The organism is Undibacterium sp. Tian12W (assembly GCF_049339405.1).
In the GTDB taxonomy this organism is placed as follows: Bacteria; Pseudomonadota; Gammaproteobacteria; order Burkholderiales; family Burkholderiaceae_D; genus Undibacterium.
This window is the reverse complement of the sequence record NZ_JBMPPK010000097.1, coordinates 1-255: the sequence shown is the minus strand read 5'-3', so window position 1 is coordinate 255 and position 255 is coordinate 1. Positions and strand designations below refer to the sequence as shown.

Genomic DNA, 255 nt, shown 5'->3' with positions numbered 1-255 from the left:
CGCCTATGTGTCCCTTCATCCCGAAATACCATTGATTGCCTTTTTTGGTCTGGCGCATTTCCGGATCACGTTTGCCTTCTTTGTTCTTGGTGGAAGAAGGTGCTGAAATGATCGTAGCATCGACGATTGTGCCGCCCGACACTTTCATTCCCCGCTCCTGCAAATGACGGCCTACTTCTTCGAAGATTCGTTTGCCAAGGTCATGGCGCTCCAGCAGATGCCGGAATTTGCACACTGTTGTTTCATCCGGCACTG

The 255-nt window shown here is 51.0% G+C and carries 1 pseudogene; it reads right to left on the bottom strand.

The features are described from left to right. Positions 1 to 255 (bottom strand): annotated as a pseudogene (locus ACO0LI_RS30770) (IS5/IS1182 family transposase); the annotation flags it as partial.